Genomic DNA, 19,644 nt, shown 5'->3' on the forward strand with positions numbered 1-19,644 from the left:
CCGAACTGTTCCGCGGTAACCGCATCTTCCTGGCCTGCATCTACTGGGCCTTCGTCCTCTACGTCTTCGTGCCGCTGATCCTGATGGTGCTGATGGGCTTCAAGGACTCGCGGTTCATCGGCTTTCCCATCCGCTCCTGGACCCTGGAGTGGTATACCGGCGTCTTCGCCGATACCGAGGTGCTGTCGACCTTCGGCTACTCCATCGCCATCGCGGTGCTGTCGACGCTGATCTCGATCCTGGTGGGAACCTGGATCGCGGTCCTGCTGGAGGGGCGCAAGTTCGCCGGCCGCGGCCTGACCTTCGGGCTGACGCTCCTGCCGGCGCTGGTGCCGGGCATCATCTCGGCCATCGCCTTTCGCATCTACGCCCGCTGGCTGGGGATCGAGCCGGGCATGGGCGCCATCGTCTGGGCCCACGCCGTTCACAACGTGCCCTTCGTGGTGCTGGTGGTGATGGCGCGCCTGTCGACCCTGCCGAAAAGCCAGATCGAGGCGGCGCGCGACCTGGGCGCCGATCCGCTGATCACCTTTCTCCGGATCACGCTGCCCTACCTGGTGCCGGCGATCCTGGGGGCGTCGATCTTCTGCCTGCTGCTCAGCTTCGACGACTTCGTCCGCTCGTTCTTCCTGGGTGGCTACGAGCCGACGCTGCCGGTGATGATCTTCGCCATGCTGCGCTCGGGCATGTCGCCCGAAATCAACGCCATCGCCACCGTTGCGCTGGTCCTGACGGCCGCGATAGGCCTCTGGGCCGAGCGCTTCACGCGACGCATGAACAAGGAACGCTGAGACATGACCGATCCCGAACCGCTGGTCCGCATCGAGGGTCTGACCAAGCATTTCGGCGAGACCGTCGCGCTGGACGACCTGACGCTGGACATCGCGCGGGGCGAGTTCGTGACCTTCCTCGGCCCGTCGGGCTGCGGCAAGTCCACGACCCTGCGCATCCTGGGCGGGTTCGAGCGACCGACCCGCGGCCGGGTGATCCTCGACGGCGCGGATGTCACTAACCAGCCGCCGGAAAAGCGCCAGGTGAACATGGTGTTCCAGGATTACGCGCTGTTCCCGCACATGACGGTGGCGCAGAACGTGTCGTTCGGGCTGGAACTGAAGGGCATGGGCAAGGCCGAGATCAAGCGCCGCTCGGACGAGATCCTGTCCTTTCTCGAACTCGAGAGTTACGGCAGCCGCTATCCGATCCAGCTGTCGGGCGGGCAGCGGCAGCGGGTGGCGCTGGCGCGGGCCCTGGCGCCGGACCCGGCGCTTCTGCTGCTGGACGAACCGCTGGGCGCGCTCGACGCCAAGCTGCGCGGGCAGGTGCAGCAGGAACTCAAGTCGATCCAGCGGCGCACGCACAAGACCTTCTTCTTCGTCACCCACGACCAGGAAGAGGCGCTGACCATGTCCGACCGCATCGTCGTCCTGAACCACGGCAGGGTCGAGCAGGACGGCACGCCGGAAGAGCTGTATTTCCGCCCCGCGAGCCGGTTCGTGGCCGAGTTCATCGGCGAGACCAACCTGCTGTCGGGCCGGGTCCGGGGGAAAGAGGACGACAAGATCGTCATGGACTGGCACGGCCAGACCCTGCGCGGTCTCGCGCCGCAGGGCAGCCCCGATCAGGGAGAGCCGATCACCGCCTCGGTGCGCCTGGAAAAGCTGCAGTTCCATTCCGAGCGCCCGGAGATGCCGAACGCGGTCCGCGGCCGGGTGGTGGGCAAGACGTTCCTGGGCAGCCGAATGGCCATGGAGATCGCGGTGGACGACGTGGAAGACGCGATGCTGCGGGCCTATGTCGACGCCGAAACCGGTGCACGGGTCGGGTCCGATCCGGTGTGGATCGGCTGGGACGTGGACAGCATGGCGATGCTGACCGACTGATCCCGGCGGCCGGCCCGGTCGTTCGCAACGTCTGCGGCCCCGGCGGGACGGGCGCGAGAGCGCCCCGATCCGGCCCGTCTAGATACTGTCAGGACGTCGCGCGGGATCATCCGTCTCGCGATGTATGTCCGTGTCCCGCCTTCGCGTCTACGCCGCGCCGCGGGACACCATCCCCGCGGTCAGTCACTCATGGGCGGGTGGCCGACATAGAGCGACGGGGGGCGGGGAAGCGGCTGCTCGTTGTTGTATTGCTCGATCGCATGGGCCGCCCATCCGGCCGTGCGGCCGATGGCGAAGATCATGTCTCCGGATCCGCGGACCATCCTGGCGACATAGGCCAGTGCCGAGATCGCGAAGCCGATATTGGGCTCCGGCAGACCGCGCTTGTGCTGCATTTCGAGGAACTCGGACAGCTTGTCCACTCGGTCGGAGGCAAACCCGGCCCCGGCCAGCTTTTCCAGGATCAGGGCCGCGCGCGCGTCGCCCTTGCTGAATCGGGGATGGCCGAAGCCCGGGATCGACTCTCTCTGCCGCAGGCGCTCGCCCACGATCTCGCCGATGCTGCGGTCGTCGAACGTGCCGAGATAGGATTCGATGGCGAGCGACGAGGCGTATTGCACGGCGCCGCCGCTGCTGTGCATCCCGGCACCGATGACCGAATAGATGTCGCTGCCGACCGATGCGGCATAGCGCGCCGCGACCGTGGTCGGCGACATCACGTCCGCGTCGGCCGTCAGGATCAGGGCGGCGTTGAGAACCTCGAGCTGCGACTCGCTCGGCGTCGCGGGGCACAGGGCGGACCACAGCCATTGCGCGAAGCCGAAGCGCGTATCGGGTAGGGTGCCGCGCTGTTCCGACGAGGCCAGCGCCGCGGCCAGCGTGGCCATCAACGCGGGCACGCGGTCGACGACGGACGCCGTGTTCAGATCGTGCCGCATCGGGTCCAGCGTTGCCGCCAAAGGTACGAATGCGCGGACACGGTCGAAGGGCAGGGTCTCGGCGGGAAGCAGGCTGCCCCAATGGGCGAGCCGTTCGGCGACCTGCCGGTTCGGGACGAACCCGTCGCCGAGGTCCAGGCGGTCGAGCCACAACAGATGCGCCACGTTCTCGAACGTCTCCGTCCGGGCAAGGCGACAGGCGCGGTGGCCGCGATAGTAGAATTCGTCGTTGTGCAGCGTGGTGATGGCGGATCGGAAGGTGGGTGTCGTGCGCCCCGGCCGGCGCCCCTTGCGGCTGCGGCCTGCAAGACGCTCCACCTCCATGGCGTCGAACAGGCTGCCGTCGATCCCGGCCAGCGTCTTGCGCTGCAACAGGCCGCGACTGACATAGGCATAGACCGTCGCCCGTTTGACGTTCAGCCGCTGGGCGACCTCCTCGGCAGTCATCAGACCGCGGGTATCCTCGTTCTCGTTCATCAGTCCTTCCGCCTTGTGTCCGGCGCCCCGGCCGAGCGCTTGGGAGCTCATTACAGCTCAATGTTGATTTAAGATCAACTATTGACGATTAACTTTTCGCGGACAATGCTTCGAATACCGCCGGGGGCGTCGTGCAGGGAGGACTGCCGAGGCCGGAGGCGGAAACGGGGGCGCGACGCGGGCCGACGGCTCGCCGCCACCCCACCAACTGGGAGGAGTTCAATGACTTTATTGGTAACCGACGCTTCGGTCGCAGCGAGACGCATTGCGACCAGGGGCGCCCGCGCCGCCTTGCTGGCCGCCAGCTTTGCCATCGGGGTGGGCGCAGTCGCGCAGGCGCAGGACGTTCAGCGCGGGGGCACCGTGGTCCTCGCCGAATGGCTGGCGGTGCCGTCGCTGGATCCGCACCTGTCCAACTCGATCGTCGGATCCACCTGGAGCAATATCTTCGACTCGCTCTTCACCTATATTCCGCCGCAGGAGGACGGCGAGGGATATGACATCGGGCCGGGCCTGGCCACGTCCTTCGAGCGGCTCAGCCCGACCGAGATCGAACTGACGCTGCGCGAAGGCGTGACGTTCCACGACGGAACCCCGCTGGATGCCGAGGCCGTAAAGTGGAACCTCGAACGGGCGCGCGACAACGAGATCTCGACGCGCAAGCAGACGGTCGAGAGCCTGACCGATGTGACGGTGGTGGACGACCACACGCTGCGGCTGAAGTTTTCCGTCCCGCAGCCGCTGTTCGACGTGCTGATGTCGCCCGCGAACCCGGCCAACATCTATTTCGTCTCGCCCACGGCGGTCGAGGAGATGGGCGACGAGGCCTTTGCCCGCGCGCCGGTGGGCAGCGGCCCGTTCCGGGTGGTCGAATGGGTGCCGGACGACAAGCTCGAGCTGGAAGCGGTCGAGAACCACTGGCAGACCGGTGTCGACGGCGAGCCCCTGCCGTATGCCGACGAACTGGTGATCCGGTTCATTCCCGACCAGACGGTCGGGGCGCTGGAGCTGCGGGCCGGGACGGTTCATGTCACGACGCTGCTGCCGCAGGATATGGCGGCCCTGCGCAACTCGCCCGACATCGGGCTCTACAGGGTTCCGCTCAGCGACAAGGCCTATCCGAGCTTCTACATCACCTCGAATCCAGACTCGGACTCGCCCTTTGCCCACGACGTGCGTCTGCGCCAGGCGGTCCAGTACGCGATCAACCGCGAAGCGATTGCCAAGGTGGTCGGCGGCGAGGCGGAGCCGCATTACTACTGGGGCTGGTATCCGGGTGTGCCCGGCTATGACGAGAGTCTGCCGCATTACGAATACAACCCGGAAAAGGCCAAGGCGCTCTTGGCCGAGGCCGGTTACGCCGACGGGATCGACCTGGAGGTCAAGGTTCCCAACCGCCCGCTCGACGTGCAGCCGCTGGAGATCATGCAGGCGATGCTGGGCGAAGTCGGCATCCGTCTGAAGATCTCGGTCATGGACCGCACGCCCTGGGTGGATGCGGGCCGCTCCGGCAACTTCGAGGCGCTGTCGCACGGCAACACGGCGAATATCGACCCGCTGATGCGGCGCCAGACCGACTCGGAAAGCTCGTCCAACTGGGCGCGTTACTTCAAGCCCGAGGTCGATGCGCTGTGGGACGAGGCGGAGATGGCGACGAGCACGGCCGAGCGGGCCGACATCTACCGCGAAATGCAGCGGATCATGTACGAGGACGCCTTTCACATCATAGCGTATCGCAGGCCGATCGTGCTGGGCTACTCGAAGAAGCTGCACAACATCGAGCGTAGCTACGGCCAGAACATGCGTTACGTCTGGCTCGAGCAATAAACCCAACCTATCCGACGACGGCACGGCGTGGTTCCGCCGTGCCGTCCCTCGGCACACGGCGGATCTCCCATGTCACGGTATCTTTGGCGGCGGTTGCTGACCGCCCTGGTCGTCCTGTTTCTGGTGAGCGTCATCACCTTCCTGATCGTCTTTGTCCTGCCAGGCGACACGGCGGCAGCGGTTCTTGGCGAAGACGGCGGTCTTGACCCCGAGGCCTACGAGGCGCTGCGCGAGCGGCTCGGCCTGAACAAGCCTCTGGCGGTGCGCTATTTCGACTGGATCAGTGGCGTCCTGACCGGCGATCTGGGCGTGTCGCTGCGCACCAAGGAGGAGATCGGGCCGGCCCTTCTCCGCCGCGCCGGCCCGACCTTTCAACTGGCCTTCATGGCGATGCTGATCGCGATCATCATCGCGGTGCCGGTCGGTGTCGCGGCTGCGGTGCACCACAACACCTGGGTCGATGCGGCAAGCACGGTCTTCGCGCTCGGCGGTATTGCCATTCCGGGCTTCTGGCTGGGGATCATGCTGATCCTGGTCTTCGCCGTATGGCTGCGCTGGCTGCCCCCCTCGGGCTATGTCCCCCTGTGGGAGGATCCGGTGCAATCCATCCGGCTGATGCTGATGCCGGCCGTTGCACTGGCGACCGCGCTGTTCGGCGTGACGATCCGACAGGTCCGGACCTCGGTCCTCGAGGTGCTGGGCGAGGATTACATCATCACCGCCCGCAGCAAGGGGATCACCGAGCGTCGCGTCATCTATCGTCATGCGCTGCGCAACGCGCTGCTGCCGGTGGTGACGGTGATCGGGCTTCAGATGGGGCATACGCTGGCCGGTGCGGCCACCGTCGAGGTGGTCTTCTCGCTGCCGGGGCTGGGGCGGCTGGCGGTGGATTCGATCTTCTTCCGCGACTTCACGATGCTGCAGGCGGTGATGCTGCTGTTCGCCACCATCGTGCTGACCGCGAACCTGGTCACAGACCTGATCTACGCACGGCTCGATCCGCGGATCCGCTACGACTGATCCCTTCCCGACACATCGCAAAGAGGAAAAAGGCACATGAGCGGTTACATGGTCCGGGATTTCCTGTCTTCGCCGCTGCGGATTCTGGCGCTGGTCCTCGTGGCGGGGGCGCTGTTCCTGGCGATCTTCGCCGACGTCATAACGACCTACAGCCCCTATTCCCAGGACTACGACGCCGTCCTGGAGCCGCCGTCGAGCGCACACTGGCTGGGCACCGATCACCTGGGCCGCGATCTGCTGTCCCGGATCATCCACGGCAGCCGCATCGCCATCGTCGTCGGCATCGCCGCGGTCGGGTTCGCGGTGACCGTCGGCTCGCTGTTGGGGCTGGCGGCGGGATACTCGCGCGGCATTCTGGACGAAGCGATCATGCGCCTGGTCGACGCGATCCTGGCCTTTCCGTCGGTCCTTCTGGCGCTGGGGATCATGGCGGCCCTCGGCCCGAGCCTGACGACGATCATCATCGCCATCGCCATCGGCGACATGCCGGTCTTTGCCCGCCTGACGCGCAGCCAGGTCCTGTCGGTGCGCGAACGCGATTTCGTCGTCGCGGCACAGGCGATGGGCGCCCGGGTGCCGCGGATCATCTTCAGCCATGTCTGGCCGCACGTGACGGGACCGATCCTCGCCATGGCCACGCTGCATGTCGGTCTCGCGATGCTGACCGAAGCCGGGCTGTCCTTTCTGGGGCTCGGGGTGCAGCCGCCCACGGCGAGCTGGGGCGCGATCCTGCGCGGCGGCTTCGGCTACATCGAGGTGGCGCCCTGGATCTCCTTCTTCGCCGGCCTCGCGATCTTTTTGACGGTTCTGGGCCTGTCGCTGATGGGCGACGCGATCCGGGACCTGCGCGATCTGCGCACTGCGATCTCATGACTTCGACTGAGCCGGAAGCCCACGATGGAGCAAGACAATGAGCGTTCAGTTAGCGACCGTCACCACGACGGTGTTCGATCCGGCGATGACACGGCGGGGCCGCGGGTCCGGTCCGACCGGATATCATGCGGCGGCGAAGGAAAAGCCGGTCGGCGAACGGCACGGGATGGGCTCGGCGAAAGGGAGGCCGGCATGAGCGCTCCCTTGCTGCAAATAACCGATTTCCATCTCGGCTTCCGGACCCGGCGCGGCACGGTGCAGGCCGTCGACGGCGTGGACCTGGTGGTGAACGAGGGCGAGACCGTCGGCCTGGTCGGCGAATCCGGCTGCGGGAAATCCGCAACCGTGCGGTCGATCCTGCGGCTGTTGCCGGACAAGGTCGCCCGCTATGGCCCCGGCGAGATCCGGCTGAACGACCGCAATGTCCTGGACCTGCCGGAAGCCGAGATGCGCCGGATCCAGGGCGGCGACGTGGCGATGGTCTTTCAGGATCCGATGACCTCGCTGAACCCGGTGATGACGGTGGGCGATCAGATCACCGAGTATCTCGCGGCCCATACCGACCTGGACCGCGCCGCGATGAGGGCACGGGTCATCGAGCTCTTGTCGATGGTGGGCATTCCGGTTCCCGAAGAGCGGATGACATGGTTCCCGCATCAGCTGTCGGGCGGGATGCGGCAGCGGGTGATGATCGCCATGGCCCTGTCCTGCGAGCCGCGGCTTCTGCTGGCCGACGAGATCACGACGGCCCTGGACGTGACCCTGCAGGCGCAGATCCTCGATCTGCTGCATGCGCTGTCGGAGCGGCTGAACACCGCGACCCTGCTGATCACCCACGATCTCAGCGTCGTCGCCGGCATGACGCGGCGGGTCTATGTCATGTATGCCGGACAGATCATCGAAGAGGCGGAGACCGACGCGCTCTTCGCCGCGCCGGCGATGCCCTATACCTGGGGCCTGCTGCGCTCGGCCCCCAGCCTCGACGCCCCGCTGACCGAGGATCTGACGCCCATCGAGGGGCTGCCGCCCGATCTGGCCGCGCCGCCCCCCGGCTGCCGCTTCGCGTCGCGCTGCCCGTATCGGCGGGAGATCTGCCAAAGCCGCATGCCCGATCTTCGTGCGGCCCCGGATGGCGGCACGCACCGGGTCCGCTGCTGGGGCGCGCAGGATGTCCCCGAAGGCGGCTGGCTGATCGGAACCGATTGGCGCGAGGATACCGGCGATCCCCGGATCGTCGCCGACATCCGCGCCGCCTCGGCCATGGCGGGGACCGAGTCATGAGCGGGACCGGCACACATGATGCGGCGCCGCTGCTGCAGGTGACCGACCTGCGGGTGTCGTTCGGCGCCGTCAAGGCGGTCGACGGCGTCAGCTTCGACCTGCGGCCCGGCGAGATCCTGGGGCTGGTGGGGGAATCCGGCTCGGGCAAGTCCACGGTGGGGCGGGCGGTGCTACGCATCAACCGGGTCAGCTCCGGCTCCATCCGGTTCGAAGGGACGGAGGTCACCGGGTTGTCGCCGCATGCCCTGCTGCCGCTGCGGCGGCGTATGCAGATGATATTCCAGGATCCGCGCGGCTCGCTCGACCCCCGGATGAAGGTGGGGCGCCTGCTGGCCGAACCGCTGGAGATCCATGGCCTGCTGGATCGGCAGGGGCGGCGCGCGCGGGTCGCCGAGCTGCTGCGGCTGGTCGGGCTGGCCCCCGAGGCCGCCGGCCGCTATCCGCACCAGTTCTCGGGCGGTCAGGCGCAGCGGATCGCGATCGCGCGCGCGCTGGCGCTGGACCCGGCCCTGATCGTCGCGGACGAGCCGATCTCTTCGCTCGACGTGTCGATCCAGGCGCAGGTCATCAACCTGCTCGCCGAGCTGCGCCGCTCGCTGCAGGTCGCGATGATCTTCATCGCGCACGATCTCTCGGTCGTGCGCCACATCGCCGATCGCGTCGCGGTCATGTATCTGGGCCGCATCGTCGAGATCGCGGACAAGGCCGACCTCTACACGCGGCCCGGCCATCCCTATACCCGGTCGCTCCTGTCGGCCGTGCCGCTGCCCGATCCGGTCAAGGAGCGGCAGCGCAGCCGGACCATCCTGAAGGGCGAGCTGCCCAGCCCGGAAAATCCGCCGAGCGGGTGCTGTTTCAGCACCCGTTGTCCCCTGCGCGCGAGCCTCGGCGACCCTCCGGAATGCACCGCGACGCGACCGCAGCTGAACGAAACCGGCGGTGGCCACCGGATCGCCTGCCATTTCGCCGACCCGGCGGCGACCCCCGCATCCGTCTGAACGAATGTATGAAATCAAGGAGAAAGACATGTCCAATTCACTCTCTCATCGACATCACGATGTCGTCGTGATCGGTGGAGGTTCCGCAGGGATCGCGGCGGCCTCGGCGGCCGCCTCCAACGGTGCGGACACGCTTCTGGTCGATGCCGGGCCCATGGTCGGCGGCGAATTGCTGTCGGGCATCCCCATCGACGGCTGTCTCAACACCCGGGGCGAGTGGATTGTCGGCGGCTTTCTGAATTCCCTGCTGGACGATCTCAAGAAGATGGGCGGCTTCGTCGGCGCCTTCTTCGACTGGCGGACGATCTGGGTGGTCTGCGTGGATCCCGAGCGGATGAAGCTCGCCGTCGCTCATCGCCTGCGCGAGGACGGCGCCAAGCTGCTGCTCAACAGCTTCGTGGACGAGGTGGTGACCGATGGCGACCGGGTCACCGGCATCGTCGTTCTGAACAAGTCGGGGCGCACGCTGATCACCGCGGACATCTTCCTCGACTGCTCGGGCGACGGCGACGTGGCCGCGGGGGCCGGAGCCGATTATCAGCGCGGCGACGGCAAGGGCGTATTCCAGCCGGTGTCGATGGTGTTCCGGATGGCGGGCGTCGATACCGGGAGGCTGCTGGATTTCGCGCGGGACCATCCCGACAATCTGGCGCTGGGCGAAAACGAGTGGCTGAACAAGTCCCGCGAGGAATGCCTGCGCGAGCTGATCGCGCTGGGCTATCCCAAGGTCTTCCTGAAGGCGGACGGCCCGCTGATGTCGAAATCCATCGCCGAGGGAGAGCTGTATCCCACCGCTCTGCTGGCGGTGATCCCGGTTTCGGCCGACCTGCGTGTCGTCGCGATCAACTCCACCCGGGTCGCCAATGTGGACGCCACCGATACCGGCGCGCTCAGCGCGACGATGCCGTCGTTGATCGACCAGGTGTGGAACTGTCAGAGCTTCGTTCAGAAACGGGTGCCGGGCTTCGAGGAGGCCGCCTTTGCCGGCATCGCGCCGCGCATCGGCATCCGTGAAACGCGGCGGATCGTCGGCGAGGAAACGCTGCAAGGCGACGACGTGCTGAACGCGGTCAAGCGCGACGACGGCGTCGCCAAGGGCGGGCATCACGTCGATGTCCACGGCGACGGGACCGATCAGCTTCGCCGCCCGGTCCGCGACGGCGGGTCCTATGACATTCCGCTGGGCTGCCTGCTGCCGAAGGGGATCGAGAACATGGGCGTCGCCGGACGCTGCCTGTCGGCGGACCGTGTCGCGCATGGCTCCGCCCGCGTCATGGGCACCTGCATCGCGATGGGGCAGGCCGTCGGCACCGCCGCGGCGATGGTCTGCGAAAGCAACGTGCCGAAACCGGTCCTGGGCGATGTCCCGCTGCCCGCCCTGCGCGACCGGCTGGTGTCGCAGGGCGCGATCCTGGACGGCACGCACTAGCCATGCCGCCCAAGAGCGGGGCCGGGCTTCGGGCTCCCCGGGCATGCGAAATCAAGACGTTAGAGCGCTTCGGCACGACTCCAACAAGGATAACACAAGATGAACTGGCAAATGACAGAGACTGAGACCGACGTTCTGGTCGTGGGCGGCGGGGCCGCCGGCATCGCGGCGGCGACGACGGCTGCGCGGAACGGCGCGCGGACGATTCTGGTGAACGCCGGCCCGATCCTGGGCGGCGAGCTCAACTATGGCGCCCCCGTGGACGGCTGCCTGACCGCGCGGGGGGAGTGGGCGGTGGGTGGCTTTGCCCGCGACTTCTTTGCCGCCTGCGAGAAGTACGACGGATATATCGGCCCGGTCTGCGACTATCGCGCGCTGAACCTGGTCTGCATCGACCCGGAGGCGGCCAAGCTGGCCGCGATCGACCTGGTCTCGCGCGCCGATGTCCAGGTGCTGATGTACACTTTCACCGACCAGGCCGTCGTCGACGATGACGGCCGGATCCAGGGGGTCGTCGTCCGCAACAAGCGTGGCCGCACCTTCATTCGCGCGAAGACGGTGATCGACGCGACGGACGATGGCGACATCGCCGTCGCGATGGGCTGCGAGATGATGGTGAGCGACGCCGCGAACGGATCGGCGCAGTCCGAGTCGCTCCTGTTCCGCATGTCGGGCGTCGACACCGGGCGGCTGCTCGATTTCGTCAAGAGCGCACCGGAGAACTTCGGCGCGATGGAGTATCCGGGATTTGCCGAGGACGCGGCCGCCGCCATTGCCGGCCTGGTGAAACAGGGGCAGCCAAAGGTGCTGCTGACCTCCGATGGCCCGCTCCTGCGCGATGCGGTCGCCGACGGGCGGATGTATCCCACATCCTGGGTCGCCGTGTCTCCGACCTCCACGGCACGCCGCGAGGTCAGCATCCACACGACCGTGGTCCCCGACGTGGACGCGACCGAGATCGCGCGCGAGGGCGTCGCCTTCGACAGCCTGCACGAGCAGATATCCATGTGCGCCGACTTCCTGCAACGCAGCCTGCCCGGGTTCGAGGAGGCGGGCCTGTCCGCCATCGACCCGTTCGTCGGTATCCGTGAGACGCGCCAGGTCGTGGGCGACTATGTCCTGACCGGCGCCGACGTGCTGTCCGGCAAGAAGAGCGAGGACGGGGTGGCGAAGGGATGTCACGAACTCGATGTCCACGACACCGCCGGCCACAGACGCGAGAATGTCAAGGACGGCGGGTCGTATGACATCCCGTTCGGATGCCTCGTCGCGCGCGACGCCCGCAACCTGCTTGTGGCCGGCCGCAGCCTGTCGGCCGACAGAGAGGCGCACAGCACCGCGCGCGCGATGGGCTCCTGCATGGCGATGGGGCAGGCTGCGGGCACCGCCGCGGCCATGCTGAGCGAGCCCGGTTCGGTGTCGGATCTGCGCGGGATAAACCTGGCAGGTCTGCGGACGCTGCTGAAGGAGCAGGGCGCCGTGCTGGACGGCATTTCGTAGGAATGGCGTCGTGCCGCTTCGGCATGTCCGTAGGGCGTGCAACTCGCCTGCGCATCTTGGTCGCCGGACCCCGGCAGGTCTTCCTGCCGGCCCTCCGGGGTCGTTGCATCAACTCGGCGGCGACCAAGAGGAACGCGGCGCGAGGCGGGGCAGGGGCGTCCGTCGCGCCCCGCCATGACCCGATCCCAACCGTCCATGGACTTGGGACAGCGTTCCTGGCCCAACGAAGACCGGGTCTCACCGATTTGACCGCATCGGCGTCTGGCATCCTCCACGTCATTCTGTGCTTCCGCTCGGACCCGCTTCTGGCCTGGGCCCGGTCGCGCGGGATTCGGCGGGGTCGGAACCGGATCGGGATACTGTCATGCGACCAGGTCAGCGAAACCTGTTACCGGACACGTTTCTACGAGAACGCTCATGCGCCCGCCCGGTCGGCATGCTTCTCGCGCGCCTCGCAGATGGCGCGGTGGTTCTCGTCGGCCCAGAGGGTGAGCTGCTTCATCGGCACGAGAAAGGAGCGGCCGAGATCGGTGAGGTCGTATTCCACGCGCGGCGGAACCTCGGGGTAAAGCGTGCGCCTGATAAACCCGTCTTCCTCCAGATGCTTCAGCGTTTTCGAGAGCATCTGCTTGGAGATATCGCCGATCGCGCGGTGGATCGCGCTGAACCGCATGGTTCCGTGCTCCAGCACCTGCAACACGAGCAGGCTCCATTGATCCCCGATCCTGTCGAGGACATCGCGGATCGGACAGGGCTGTTCGAACACGAAGGGAATTGGAACGAGGTCGTCCTGGTTCATTGCGGGGCGCTCCTTGGCTGGACGGTCATCCGGCGGTGACCTGATCATCCGAAAATGACGTCTTGCGGCGCGGTCTCGATACAATAAGTACCGGCAACGGCAAAGGTCTATTTCTTGGACCTAGTCGAAGATCGGCACCATCAGAACAGACATCGCACCGAAAAGGGACTGAAAATGGCAAGAATCGCTCTCATCGGCGCGTCCGGCAATGCCGGGTCGCGCATTCTCAAGGAACTCTCGGATCGCGGCCACGACGTGACCGCCATCGCCCGCAGCCCCGAAAAGATCGCCGCGCTGCCGGGCGCCACGGCCATTGCGGGCGATGCCCAGGACGCCGAGTCGCTGGCCGGGCTGGTGCAGGGGCATGACGCCGTGATCAGCGCGCTGCGCTTCACCGGCACCGATCTTTCGATCATCGTCGAGGCCCTGCGCAAGGCCGGTGTCGCGCGCTATCTGGTGGTCGGCGGCGCCGCCAGCCTGGAGGTGGCGCCGGGACAGCGGCTTCTGGATCAGCCCGATTTCCCCGAGGCCTACAAGGAAGAGGCCACCAACGGCGCCGCCACGCTGGACTACCTGCGGGGCCAAGACGATATCGAATGGACCTTCCTGTCGCCCTCGGCGATGTTCGTTCCCGGCGAACGCACCGGCACGTTCCGGCTCGGCAAGGACGAATTGCTGAGCACCGAGACCGGGTCGAGCATCTCCTTCGAGGACTATGCCATCGCCATGGTGGACGAGGTCGAAGACCCCAAGCACATCCGCCAGCGCTTCACCGTCGGCTACTGACGACCCGGGGCGGGGGCGCAAGCCGCCGTTCCCGTCCCCCCAACGAGAACCGAAAAACCATGTCCGAGACCATCCACCTCACCTATTTCTTCGATCCGCTCTGCGGCTGGTGCTATGGCGCATCGCCGTCCGTCGAAAAGCTGATGCAGCAGGACGACATCACCGTCACCGCAAGGCCCTCCGGGCTGTTCGCCGGGTCCGGGGCCTTCGCGATGAATGCCGGTTTCGCCGCGCATGCCTGGGCGGCCGATCAGCGCATCGCCCGGCTCACCGGCCAGGCCTTTACCGAGGCCTATCGCCGCAACGTTCTGGAAAGCGGTGCCGGGGCGGTCGATTCCGGCCCCGCCACCCTGGCGCTGACGGCGGTGTCCCTGACCGCGCCCGAGCGGGAGTTCGAGGCGCTGACCGCCATCCAGCGCGCCCGCTATGTCGACGGGCGCAACAACGGCGACGCCGCGGTCGTCGGCGCCGTGCTGACAGATCTGGGGCTGGATGCGGCGGCCGGGCGCCTTGCCGATCCCGATGAAGACCTGCTGGCCGTCAATCGGAATCGGATCGAGGCCGCGCAGGCGGAGATGCGCCGTTTCGGCGCCAGGGGCGTGCCGACCCTCGTGCTGGGCGAGGGGGCGGAGGCCCGCGTCGTCAGCTCGAACGCGCTCTACGGCCAGGCCGACTCGCTGATCGCGGCGCTGCGCGCCGCCTGAGCCGGAGAAGGACCCGAGACCGCGCGTCGCCGCCTTTCGGGTCCCGGGCCATGTCCGCAAATCAGACCACGGCGCGCACGCCTACCCGGAGCCGTGATTCCGGTCCGGCCCCGGGCCTTCGAATGGAAATCGCGTCTCAAAATCTCACCAGCGCCCCGAAAATCTGACTATAAATTGTGCAGTCGTACGATGTTGCCCGGTAAATGTGCAACCGCGACCCCCTCCGTCTTGAACCGCAAGCGCCGGTGCGGCTCCTTTCAGGGCGAATTCGGGGGATGCAGATGACCAAAGCCCAGGCTGTCGAACTGGCCGCAGTCACCAAGCGGTATGGCGACGCGCTTGCCGTCGACGCCATCAGTCTCAAGGTAAAGGCCGGCAGCTACTGCTGTCTGCTCGGGCCGTCGGGCTGCGGCAAGACCTCGACCCTGCGTATGATCGCCGGGCACGAAAGCGTCACCGACGGCGACATCCTGATCGGCCACACGGTCGTCAACGAGGATCCGCCGGCGCAGCGCGGCACGGCGATGATGTTCCAGAGCTACGCCCTGTTCCCGCATCTCAGCGTGGCCGAGAACGTGGCGTTCTCGCTTCGGATGAAGGGGGTCGGGCGCGACCAGCGGATCTCGCGCGCCAAGGAGCTGCTCGACCTGGTGTCGATGGCGGACTACGCCGACCGCAAGCCGAACCAGCTGTCGGGCGGCCAGCAGCAGCGCGTGGCGCTGGCCCGGGCGCTGATGACCGAGCCGTCGGTGCTGCTTCTGGACGAGCCGCTCTCGGCGCTGGACCCGTTCCTGCGGGTGCGGATGCGCTCCGAGCTGAAGCGGATCCAGAAAGAGCTCGGCATCTCCTTCATCCATGTCACCCACAGCCAGGAAGAGGCGATGGCGCTGGCCGACCTCGTGGTGGTGATGAACGACGGCCGGATCGCCCAGGCGGGTCCGCCGCGAGAGATCTACAACGCCCCGCGCACGCCCTTCGTCGCCCGCTTCATCGGCGGCCACAACATCATCGAGGAGGGCGGCCGCACCATCACGCTGCGCGCCGACGAGGTGTCGCTGATGCCGCCGGGCGAGGCGCCCGAGAGCCACCGCGCGGCCAAGGTCAGCGACATCGAATATCGCGGCCCCGACGTGCGCGTGTCGCTCGAAACCGAGCGCGGCGAGGAGCTGACCGCGGTGCTCGGCGAACGCGCCTTCTTCGACCGCCCGCTGGACATCGGCTCCGCCGTGGCGGTGGGCTGGCGCCCCGAGGCGGTTCACGAGCTTTCGGCCGAGGGCTGAGCGCCCCGGCCCGGCAAGTCCCAACAGGAGAGAGAGAATGACAGACATGTTCCGAAAGTCGAACCCGACCCGGCGCGGGGTGCTGAAAGGCGGTGCGGCGATGGCCGGCGCGGCGGCCTTCCCGGCGCCCTTCGTCCACGCGCAGGAGGCGGTGACCCTGCGCTACCTGTCGACGGCGGTGAACCAGTCGCCCGCGATCGCCGAGAAGGCGAGCGAAGAGCTCGGCATCAACATCGAGTATATCGCGGTCAACACCGACGAGGTGCCGCGCCGGGTCATCACCCAGCCGAACTCCTTCGACCTCGTCGACTCGGAGTATTTCTCGCTGCCGAACCTCGTGCCGTCGGGCAACATGAAGGGGATGGACGCGAGCCGGATCGACCGCATCGACGAGCTGGCGAGCGTCATCGCCGAGGGCACCGTCAACGGCGAAAAGGTCGGCTGGGACGGCACCGCGCCGCACGAGGTTCTCTACCTCGAAGGCCAGGACGCCACCGCCTTCGCGTCCGAGCCGACCGACTGGATCACGCTGATCCCGACGACCTACAACGCCGACACGCTCGGCATCCGCCCCGACCTGATCGACAAGGAGATCTCGTCCTGGGCCTCGCTGCTGGATCCGGAATTCGCGGGCAAGTCGGCGATCCTGAACATCCCCTCCATCGGCATCATGGACGCGGCGATGGCGCTGGAGGCGCGCGGCGACATCGCCTATGGCGACAAGGGCAACATGACGCGCGAGGAGATCGACTTCACCATCGAGAAGCTGATCGAGGCGAAGCGCGCCGGCCAGTTCCGCGCCTTCTGGTCGAACTTCCAGGAATCGGTGAACCTGATGGCCTCGGGCGAGGTGGTGATCCAGTCGATGTGGTCGCCGGCGGTCACCGCCGTGCGCACCCAGGGCATCCCTTGCGTCTACCAGCCGCTCAAGGAGGGCTACCGCGCCTGGGCGTCGGGCTTCGGCCTGCCGCAGACCATCGACGGGCGCAAGGAAGACGCGGCCTACGAGTTCATCAACTGGTTCCTGTCCGGCTGGGCCGGCGCGCACCTGTCGAAGCAGGGCTATTATCCGGCCGTGCTGGAGACCGCGAAGGGCTTCATGGAGCCCTACGAGTGGGATTACTGGTACGAGGGCGAACCGGCGGCCGAAGACATCTATTCGCCCGACGGGCGCCTGCTCGAAGAGGCCGGCGCGGTGCGCGACGGCGGCTCCTACTGGGAACGGATGGGCGCCGTCGCCTGCTGGAACGCGGTCATGGACGAGAACCAGTACATGGTCCGCAAGTGGAACGAGTTCATCGCGGCGTGAGCGACGCGGTCGAAGCCATCGCGGAGGCCCGGGAGACCCGGGCCTCCGGCCGCGCCCCGCGCCGCCGCGCGCGGCGCGAAGGGCACGGTGCCGCGCCATATCTGCAGGCGGCGCCGATGGCGCTGGTCTTCCTGATCTTCTTCGTCCTGCCGCTGGCGGCCACGATCGTGGTGAGCTTCTGGCAATACACGCAGTATTCCATCGAACCCGCCTTTACGTTCCAGAACTACGGCGACGTGTTCTACGGCTGCCTGCGCGATCTGCCGGACCTCTGCACGACGTTCGTGACCTATCTCTCGACGCTGAAATTCTGCCTGATCGTCTGGGCCTGCACCCTGACCATCGGCTTCACCGTCGCCTATTTCCTCGCCTTCCACGTCCACACGCTGAAGGTGCAGGTCATCTTCTTCCTGCTCTGCACGATCCCGTTCTGGACCTCGATCGTGATCCGCATGATCTCGTGGATCCCGCTGCTCGGCCGGAACGGTCTGGTGAACCAGACGCTTGTCGGCATGGGCGTGATCGACACGCCGCTGGAGGGCTTGCTCTATTCCGATTTCTCGGTCGTCCTGGCGCTGACCCACCTTTACACGCTGTTCATGGTGGTGCCGATCTTCAACTCGCTGATGCGCATCGACCGCGCGCTGATCGAGGCGGCGCGGGATTCCGGCGCGAGCGGGCTGCAGACGCTGACCGCCGTGATCATCCCGCTGGCCCGGCCGGGCATCCTGATCGGGTCGATCTTCGTGGTGACGGTGGTGATGGGCGACTTCCTGACCATCGGCATCATGGGCGGGCAGCAGATCGCCTCGGTCGGCAAGGTGATCCAGACGCAGATGCAGTTCCTGCAATTCCCGCTGGCCGCCGCCAACGCGGTGATCCTGCTGGCCGCGGTGCTGGCCGGGGTCTGGGCGCTGCTGCGGCTCGTCGACATCCGCAAGGAGCTTTGAGCCCATGGACACCCGCCCCCGCTCCTTCTACGTCCTCGCCGGCTTTTTCGCGCTGTTCCTGCTGTTTCTCTACGGGCCGATGATCTCGGTCCTCGTGCTGTCCTTCCAGGGGCCGGAGGGCGGGCTCGTCTTCCCGATGAACGGGGTCTCCACCCACTGGTTCGACAAGCTGTGGCAGGGCGGCGGCCAGGTCGAGATCGGGGGTGCACTGCGCCGGTCGCTGAAGCTGGCGCTGCTGGTGATGGTGCTGACGGTGACGATCTCGGTGCTGGCGGGGCTTGCCTTCCGCCGCCGGTTCCGCGGCGCGACGCTGCTGCTCTACGTCGCCATCGCCAGCCTGATCGTGCCCTCGATCGTCGTCTCCCTCGGCATCGCGCTGGAATTCCGCCTGATCGACGACGCGATCAAGGCGATCGGCATGGACCTGGGGATCGAATGGATCCAGAATGATTTCGTCTCGGCGCTCGGGCCGTTCAGTTCCGGCCTCGGCGCGCATCTCACATGGACCCTGCCGTTCGGGCTGCTTATCATGTTCGCCGTGTTCAACCGCTTCGATCCCGCCTACGAGGAGGCCGCCCGCGACCTCGGCGCCACGCCGTGGCAGACGTTCCGGCACGTAACGCTGCCGATGATCGCGCCGTTCCTTATCGGTGTCGCGGTGTTCGGCTTTACCCTGTCATGGGACGAGCTGGCCCGCTCCAGCCAGGTGATGGGCGCGGACAACACGCTGCCCATGCAGCTCGCCGCCAAGACGACCACCGTGACCGACCCGGAGATCTACGCGCTGGGCACCGCGACGACGGGCGGGTCGATCCTGCTGGTGATCATGATGTTCACCCTGGCCTCGCTGCTGCAGCGGAGGCGCCAGCGCGGCTGATGCACCTGCATGTCGTCAATCCCAACGCCAGCGCCGAGATGACGGCGGGCATCGCCCGCGCCGCCGAGGCGGCCGCCCCCGCCGGCGTCACCGTCACCGTGACCGGCGCGGCCGGTGGTCCGCTCTCCATCGAGGGGCCCGTCGACGGGGCGATGGCGGTGCCGTGGATGCTGCAACGGATCGAGGAGGCCGAGGCGCAGGGCGTGGACGCCCATGTGATCGCCTGCTTCGACGACACCGGCCTGGACGCCGCGCGCTGCGTCGCTCGCGCGCCGGTCGTCGGCATCGGCGAGGCCGCGGCGCATTGCGCCACGCTGGTGGCGGACCGCTTCGCCGTGGTCACCTCGGTCCCCGAGGCGCTGCCGGTCTTGCGCGGCAACCTCGCCCGCTACGGGCTGGCGGCGCGCTGCGCCGGGCTTCGGGCGGCCGGTGTTCCCGTACTCGACATCGACGCGGGCACGCCGGAGGCGCTGGCGGCGATCCGGCGCGAGACCGCCGCGGCGCTGGACGACGACGGGGCGGACGCCATCGTGCTCGGCTGCGCCGGCATGGCGTCGCTCGCCGCGAGCCTCTCCGAGGAGTTCGGCTGCCCCGTGATCGAGGGGATCGCGGCGGGCCTGTCCCTCGCGGCCGCGCTCGCCGGGGCGGGGCTGCGCACGTCCAAGCGCGGCGGCTATGCCTTTCCCCGGAAGACGGCCGCGTCTTGACCGGTACGG

At 67.3% G+C, this 19,644-nt stretch carries 18 protein-coding genes; 16 read left to right on the top strand and 2 right to left on the bottom strand.

The features are described 5' to 3' along the window. Positions 1-5: 5 nt before the first annotated feature. Both P1J78_RS10840 and P1J78_RS10845 read left to right on the top strand, forming a co-directional pair. Positions 6-791, top strand: a complete 786-nt coding sequence (locus P1J78_RS10840) for an ABC transporter permease (protein ID WP_275567405.1) — start codon at positions 6-8, stop codon at positions 789-791. A gap of 3 nt (positions 792-794) precedes the next feature. Further along, positions 795-1,880, top strand: a complete 1,086-nt coding sequence (locus P1J78_RS10845) for an ABC transporter ATP-binding protein (protein ID WP_275567369.1) — start codon at positions 795-797, stop codon at positions 1,878-1,880. A 179-nt stretch (positions 1,881-2,059) separates the two neighbouring features. On the opposite strand, the gene P1J78_RS10850 is transcribed toward P1J78_RS10845, so the two are convergent. Continuing rightward, the gene (locus tag P1J78_RS10850) at positions 2,060-3,295 is read right to left on the bottom strand and encodes a citrate synthase (protein ID WP_275567370.1); all 1,236 of its coding nucleotides are present in this window, start codon (positions 3,293-3,295) and stop codon (positions 2,060-2,062) included. Between the two features lie 222 nt (positions 3,296-3,517). On the opposite strand from P1J78_RS10850, the gene P1J78_RS10855 reads away from it, so the two are divergent. The 7 genes from P1J78_RS10855 to P1J78_RS10885 all read left to right on the top strand — a co-directional run bounded on the left by P1J78_RS10855 (position 3,518) and on the right by P1J78_RS10885 (position 12,223). Next, positions 3,518-5,122, top strand: a complete 1,605-nt coding sequence (locus tag P1J78_RS10855; RefSeq protein WP_275567371.1) for an ABC transporter substrate-binding protein — start codon at positions 3,518-3,520, stop codon at positions 5,120-5,122. Between the two features lie 69 nt (positions 5,123-5,191). After that, on the top strand, positions 5,192-6,142 hold the full coding sequence (locus P1J78_RS10860; protein ID WP_275567372.1) for an ABC transporter permease: 951 nt from the start codon (positions 5,192-5,194) through the stop codon (positions 6,140-6,142). A 36-nt stretch (positions 6,143-6,178) separates the two neighbouring features. After that, complete coding sequence (locus P1J78_RS10865; protein ID WP_275567373.1) at positions 6,179-7,015, top strand: ABC transporter permease; 837 nt, start codon at positions 6,179-6,181, stop codon at positions 7,013-7,015. Between the two features lie 192 nt (positions 7,016-7,207). Further along, positions 7,208-8,296, top strand: a complete 1,089-nt coding sequence (locus P1J78_RS10870; protein ID WP_275567374.1) for an ABC transporter ATP-binding protein — start codon at positions 7,208-7,210, stop codon at positions 8,294-8,296. Further along, entirely contained in the window at positions 8,293-9,294 is a 1,002-nt protein-coding gene (locus P1J78_RS10875; protein WP_275567375.1) for an ABC transporter ATP-binding protein, read from the top strand. The genes P1J78_RS10870 and P1J78_RS10875 overlap by 4 nt, the downstream gene beginning before the upstream one ends. A 28-nt stretch (positions 9,295-9,322) precedes the next feature. After that, positions 9,323-10,723, top strand: coding sequence for an FAD-dependent oxidoreductase (locus tag P1J78_RS10880; RefSeq protein WP_275567376.1), 1,401 nt, complete (start codon positions 9,323-9,325; stop codon positions 10,721-10,723). A 111-nt stretch (positions 10,724-10,834) separates the two neighbouring features. Then, positions 10,835-12,223, top strand: coding sequence for an FAD-dependent oxidoreductase (locus P1J78_RS10885; RefSeq protein WP_275567377.1), 1,389 nt, complete (start codon positions 10,835-10,837; stop codon positions 12,221-12,223). Between the two features lie 415 nt (positions 12,224-12,638). Here the strand turns inward: P1J78_RS10885 and P1J78_RS10890 are convergent, their stop codons facing one another. Next, entirely contained in the window at positions 12,639-13,022 is a 384-nt protein-coding gene (locus P1J78_RS10890) for a winged helix-turn-helix transcriptional regulator (RefSeq protein WP_275567378.1), read from the bottom strand. A 174-nt stretch (positions 13,023-13,196) separates the two neighbouring features. On the opposite strand from P1J78_RS10890, the gene P1J78_RS10895 reads away from it, so the two are divergent. From P1J78_RS10895 to P1J78_RS10925, 7 genes are all read left to right on the top strand, one after another. Continuing rightward, positions 13,197-13,808, top strand: coding sequence for an NAD(P)-dependent oxidoreductase (locus P1J78_RS10895; RefSeq protein WP_275567379.1), 612 nt, complete (start codon positions 13,197-13,199; stop codon positions 13,806-13,808). Between the two features lie 59 nt (positions 13,809-13,867). After that, a complete protein-coding gene (locus tag P1J78_RS10900; protein WP_275567380.1) occupies positions 13,868-14,512 on the top strand; it encodes a DsbA family protein in 645 nt (214 codons plus the stop codon). Positions 14,513-14,793: 281 nt separating this feature from the next. Next, positions 14,794-15,792 carry an ABC transporter ATP-binding protein gene (locus P1J78_RS10905; RefSeq protein ID WP_275567381.1) on the top strand — a complete coding sequence of 333 codons (999 nt, stop codon included), beginning with the start codon at positions 14,794-14,796 and terminating at the stop codon, positions 15,790-15,792. A 37-nt stretch (positions 15,793-15,829) separates the two neighbouring features. After that, positions 15,830-17,101, top strand: coding sequence for an ABC transporter substrate-binding protein (locus P1J78_RS10910; protein ID WP_374213244.1), 1,272 nt, complete (start codon positions 15,830-15,832; stop codon positions 17,099-17,101). A gap of 116 nt (positions 17,102-17,217) precedes the next feature. After that, positions 17,218-18,051, top strand: coding sequence for an ABC transporter permease (locus P1J78_RS10915; RefSeq protein WP_275567407.1), 834 nt, complete (start codon positions 17,218-17,220; stop codon positions 18,049-18,051). A gap of 4 nt (positions 18,052-18,055) precedes the next feature. Further along, entirely contained in the window at positions 18,056-18,928 is an 873-nt protein-coding gene (locus P1J78_RS10920; RefSeq protein ID WP_275567382.1) for an ABC transporter permease, read from the top strand. Further along, positions 18,928-19,635 carry an aspartate/glutamate racemase family protein gene (locus P1J78_RS10925; protein ID WP_275567383.1) on the top strand — a complete coding sequence of 236 codons (708 nt, stop codon included), beginning with the start codon at positions 18,928-18,930 and terminating at the stop codon, positions 19,633-19,635. Before P1J78_RS10920 ends, P1J78_RS10925 begins: the two co-directional genes overlap by 1 nt. Positions 19,636-19,644: the final 9 nt, after the last annotated feature.

The organism is Psychromarinibacter sediminicola (genome assembly GCF_029168335.1).
Taxonomy (GTDB): domain Bacteria; phylum Pseudomonadota; class Alphaproteobacteria; order Rhodobacterales; family Rhodobacteraceae; genus Psychromarinibacter; species Psychromarinibacter sediminicola.

Excerpts from the sequence above, each read along its gene's own strand:
- P1J78_RS10900 (WP_275567380.1), top strand. The coding sequence starts at position 13,868 with ATGTCCGAGACCATCCACCTCACCTATTTCTTCGATCCGCTCTGCGGC.
- P1J78_RS10860 (WP_275567372.1), top strand. The coding sequence starts at position 5,192 with ATGTCACGGTATCTTTGGCGGCGGTTGCTGACCGCCCTGGTCGTCCTG.
- P1J78_RS10875 (WP_275567375.1), top strand. The coding sequence starts at position 8,293 with ATGAGCGGGACCGGCACACATGATGCGGCGCCGCTGCTGCAGGTGACC.
- P1J78_RS10915 (WP_275567407.1), top strand. The coding sequence starts at position 17,218 with ATGGCGCTGGTCTTCCTGATCTTCTTCGTCCTGCCGCTGGCGGCCACG.
- P1J78_RS10905 (WP_275567381.1), top strand. The coding sequence starts at position 14,794 with ATGACCAAAGCCCAGGCTGTCGAACTGGCCGCAGTCACCAAGCGGTAT.
- P1J78_RS10855 (WP_275567371.1), top strand. The coding sequence starts at position 3,518 with ATGACTTTATTGGTAACCGACGCTTCGGTCGCAGCGAGACGCATTGCG.
- P1J78_RS10865 (WP_275567373.1), top strand. The coding sequence starts at position 6,179 with ATGAGCGGTTACATGGTCCGGGATTTCCTGTCTTCGCCGCTGCGGATT.
- P1J78_RS10920 (WP_275567382.1), top strand. The coding sequence starts at position 18,056 with ATGGACACCCGCCCCCGCTCCTTCTACGTCCTCGCCGGCTTTTTCGCG.
- P1J78_RS10870 (WP_275567374.1), top strand. The coding sequence starts at position 7,208 with ATGAGCGCTCCCTTGCTGCAAATAACCGATTTCCATCTCGGCTTCCGG.
- P1J78_RS10845 (WP_275567369.1), top strand. The coding sequence starts at position 795 with ATGACCGATCCCGAACCGCTGGTCCGCATCGAGGGTCTGACCAAGCAT.
- P1J78_RS10925 (WP_275567383.1), top strand. The coding sequence starts at position 18,928 with ATGCACCTGCATGTCGTCAATCCCAACGCCAGCGCCGAGATGACGGCG.
- P1J78_RS10895 (WP_275567379.1), top strand. The coding sequence starts at position 13,197 with ATGGCAAGAATCGCTCTCATCGGCGCGTCCGGCAATGCCGGGTCGCGC.
- P1J78_RS10850 (WP_275567370.1), bottom strand. The coding sequence starts at position 3,295 with ATGAACGAGAACGAGGATACCCGCGGTCTGATGACTGCCGAGGAGGTC.
- P1J78_RS10890 (WP_275567378.1), bottom strand. The coding sequence starts at position 13,022 with ATGAACCAGGACGACCTCGTTCCAATTCCCTTCGTGTTCGAACAGCCC.
- P1J78_RS10880 (WP_275567376.1), top strand. The coding sequence starts at position 9,323 with ATGTCCAATTCACTCTCTCATCGACATCACGATGTCGTCGTGATCGGT.
- P1J78_RS10885 (WP_275567377.1), top strand. The coding sequence starts at position 10,835 with ATGACAGAGACTGAGACCGACGTTCTGGTCGTGGGCGGCGGGGCCGCC.
- P1J78_RS10910 (WP_374213244.1), top strand. The coding sequence starts at position 15,830 with ATGACAGACATGTTCCGAAAGTCGAACCCGACCCGGCGCGGGGTGCTG.